At 32.8% G+C, this 3,264-nt stretch carries 5 protein-coding genes; 3 read left to right on the forward strand and 2 right to left on the reverse strand.

Annotated features, from left to right (window positions below):
* Nucleotides 1–120: 120 nt before the first annotated feature.
* Together EGS47_RS18290 and EGS47_RS18295 are read right to left on the reverse strand one after the other, a co-directional pair.
* A complete protein-coding gene (locus EGS47_RS18290) occupies nt 121–435 on the reverse strand; it encodes a hypothetical protein (protein ID WP_000723215.1) in 315 nt (104 codons plus the stop codon).
* 2 nt (nt 436–437) lie between these two features.
* Complete coding sequence (locus tag EGS47_RS18295) at nt 438–851, reverse strand: hypothetical protein (RefSeq protein WP_044432567.1); 414 nt, start codon at nt 849–851, stop codon at nt 438–440.
* Between the two features lie 661 nt (nt 852–1,512).
* Here EGS47_RS18295 and EGS47_RS18300 point away from each other — a divergent pair.
* The 3 genes from EGS47_RS18300 to EGS47_RS18310 all read left to right on the forward strand — a co-directional run bounded on the left by EGS47_RS18300 (nt 1,513) and on the right by EGS47_RS18310 (nt 3,087).
* Complete coding sequence (locus tag EGS47_RS18300; RefSeq protein ID WP_005020941.1) at nt 1,513–1,743, forward strand: antitoxin; 231 nt, start codon at nt 1,513–1,515, stop codon at nt 1,741–1,743.
* Entirely contained in the window at nt 1,740–2,135 is a 396-nt protein-coding gene (gene vapC / locus EGS47_RS18305) for a type II toxin-antitoxin system tRNA(fMet)-specific endonuclease VapC (RefSeq protein WP_005020938.1), read from the forward strand. The genes EGS47_RS18300 and vapC overlap by 4 nt, the downstream gene beginning before the upstream one ends.
* 76 nt (nt 2,136–2,211) lie before the next feature.
* Nucleotides 2,212–3,087 (forward strand): hypothetical protein, encoded by an 876-nt coding sequence (locus EGS47_RS18310; protein WP_005020936.1) that lies wholly within the window; start codon nt 2,212–2,214, stop codon nt 3,085–3,087.
* The last annotated feature ends 177 nt before the right edge of the window (nt 3,088–3,264 follow it).

Here is a 3,264-nt window from a genome sequence, read left to right on the forward strand (position 1 = left end):
GAAATTGCAGAAGTGCATATTCTAAAAGCGGACATTTTTACTTTGGAGAAACCGGACATTTCTATTTTGGAGTTACACTTGGGAATTCGTATAACGTGTATTATGTTAATTTTAGGAGATCTATACAATTCTGTACTTTTTCACAATCATAGAAAAAGCAAATAAAATACTTACCCAAAATAAATAATCAATAAAAAAATTGAGAAAAACAAATTGATCCATGCCGATGAAAATAAATAAAGGATTGATACTTATACTTCCGACTGGAGAGGTTTCACCATCTATAAGGAACTGTAGAGGAAATCCCCCAGCTATGACTTCAACTTTTTCAAGCTTATCTACAACTATGCGAGCAACTAATATATTTTTTTGATAAAGCAAAGATACATAAGTCAAAATAATCGCTAAGAAATTAAAATATAATATTTTTTTCATAACTATTCTTTATCTTTTAAATTAATTAAAAACAGCCAATAACATAAGCCAGGAAAGAGAGCCATAAAAATAGTCCATGTATTGGTATACATTTTCCACCACTCTTTCGAAATTTCTCCTGTGTGACTCCATTCAAAAAGAATAAAAAATGGAGTAGCAATAATTATAGAGGCAATACAGATAGTTAATAAATTAAGACTGTTATAACGATTTAAAAGAATTGAGAATATGAAGCTGAAAGGTACAGTCAAAATACAATAAGCCAAGTAGACAAGACCGTGCCCTACAAGAACCACTAAAATCGAGTATAGGCTGTATTCCTGATTCATTACGATAAACAGGACTGCTGTGAAAAAAAGTAGTGGTAAAGGAGAAAGTAAGAGAGCTTTTACTATTTTTTCATTTGAGTATTTCACTAATTTAATTCTCTTATTTATTCAATAAATAATAATACTATAACGATTTTATTGGAGGTTTTTTGATCCCATTTAACATAATGGGGATTATACGAAGTACACTTGTATATTAATTGAAATATCAATTACTTAAAAAATTAATCCTGATCATAAAAACCGCAAAAAGCCGATTTTGAAACAAGTCGGCTTTTTTATGAGCAGTTTTGATACTTCTTGCCAATAAAATTGTTTAAAAAATAGTCGATTTTGAGGTTTTTCAAATTTTATCAATGCCTCAATGTCCAAAATTATCCACATTTTTTGTGGATAAAATTTAGGCTATTTTGTACGCTCAGGCTTACGTGAATCTCGGCCCTTTGCGGCTATCTAGGATACTGGAACTTTCCTATGATGAACTCATCAGGAACAGGAAGTTCTATAACATAAAACAAAAATTATAAGTTATTGCACATGGACCAGAGGGTACAACAGCACAATCAGCGACAATAAAAAACCCCGGCAGGATGCCGGGGTTTTTTATGCTCTGTACTTTTAGATGAGGCCTGGATGGGCATCTAGAATATGGATTAAAGTCATTCACCAATTACAACAAATCACACGCTACAAATTATTTAATGATAAGATATGTATCAATGATACCTATCCTATTAGGAGATAAAAAATGGAAGTTGCTAAAGTCTTTCAAACAGGTCGAAGTCAAGCCGTTAGGTTACCTAAAGCATTTCGTTTTAATGGTACTGAAGTAGCGATTAAAAGTTTTGGACGTGGTGTGTTATTGATGCCTATCGACAATCCTTGGGATGTAATGCTAGAAGCTCTAAACGAGTTTGAAGTTGGATTCAAGTTAGAACGGGCAGATCAGGGCGAACAGGTACGTGAGGATTTCAAATGATTTACCTCTTAGACACAAATATTTGTATCTATGTGATCAATCATAAGCCAGAGCATGTTTTTGAACGCTTTAAACAATACCAGCTTGGTCAGCTTGCGATTTCAAGCATAACAGCATCCGAATTAGCTTTTGGCGTTGAAAAATCTGGCTCTGAGCGTAACAAACAGGCATTGAACAAGTTTTTATCACCCTTAGATATTTTACCTTACGATGAGAAAGCAATCTGGCATTACGCAAAACTACGTCAAGATCTACAATCTACAGGTAAAATAATTGGTAGTTTGGATATGCTAATTGCAGCGCATGCCCTAGCTTTAGATGTTGTATTAGTCACAAATAACATCAAGGAATTTGAGCGTATAGATGGATTAAAGTTAGAAAACTGGGTTTAATTACAATTTCTAGTCCTTTTAAGGACTAGATTTCTCATAATTTGTATAATATTAATTCTATTAAGATTCCATAAAAATGAAAAAAATCTTTGTATTAACTCTACTGGTATCTTCAACATCTATTTTTGCTACTTCCCCCCCGCTTACACCACAAAATTTAGAAAAATATAAGGGTAATCAAGAAAATAAGATGTCACGTTTGAGAGTAAGTCTGGCTGTTTCTAGCAATAATGATCAGGGTGAGATTAATATCTCTAATTTCACTTTATGTTCAACAATTACTTGCTGGAAAGCTGAGGTTAATAAACCTGTACCTATTGTAAATAGTAGTACCACAAGAGGTCAGCTAGTAGCTGACGTTTTAATTCCAATGAATGAGCAACTTAAACAGATCTTTTTTGAACCAACGACAGGAAAGCAGTCGATTGAAGGCAATTTAAAGTTCGAAAAAGTAGTCAAAATTGAGCCTGAATATCAAGGCCACACTTTGTATATTGTTTTAGATAAGGTTAGTAAAGGAAGCGGTGTATTTCGCTACTTTCCAGTCGCTAGTAGTGCGTTGCCTTTTAATCCTGAATTAAAATACTATCTAATTGATCCAAAATTCAATCAAACAATTAATCTAAATAGTAAAAGTATGATTACGTTTCCAGCAAATTTCTTGCCTGAGCCTCAATTATTTTTTATTGCTGAGCATAATGTAGGTAAAAAATTTCCAATGCTCGATATATATCCTTACCTCAAGGGCAGAGGTGATCTTAAAATTAAGTTAGCTGAAGTAAATAAAGGGAGTAACAGTCATCCTCAAAACCAAGTTATTTCCTCAATAAGATATTCTGAAATTACTTCTTCTAATACTCGTGTAATTAATGGATCGGATACTCCCAATACAGCAGTTTTAGAAAAAAAGTCATTATGGCTCAGGCTGCTGAATATTCTAAATTTAGAATAAAATTATAATAAAAATTAAAGGCCTACCTTTGACTGGCCTTCAATTTTTAAACACCTCTTTTAATGTGGTGTTTAACATAAAATCTCTTATACGAAGGCGTTATGTAACTCCAAAATAGAAATGTCCGGTTTCTCCAAAGTAAAAATGTCCGCTTTTAGAATATGCACTTCTGCAATT

The organism is Acinetobacter sp. FDAARGOS_515, assembly GCF_003938865.1.
Taxonomy (GTDB): Bacteria; Pseudomonadota; Gammaproteobacteria; order Pseudomonadales; family Moraxellaceae; genus Acinetobacter; species Acinetobacter ursingii.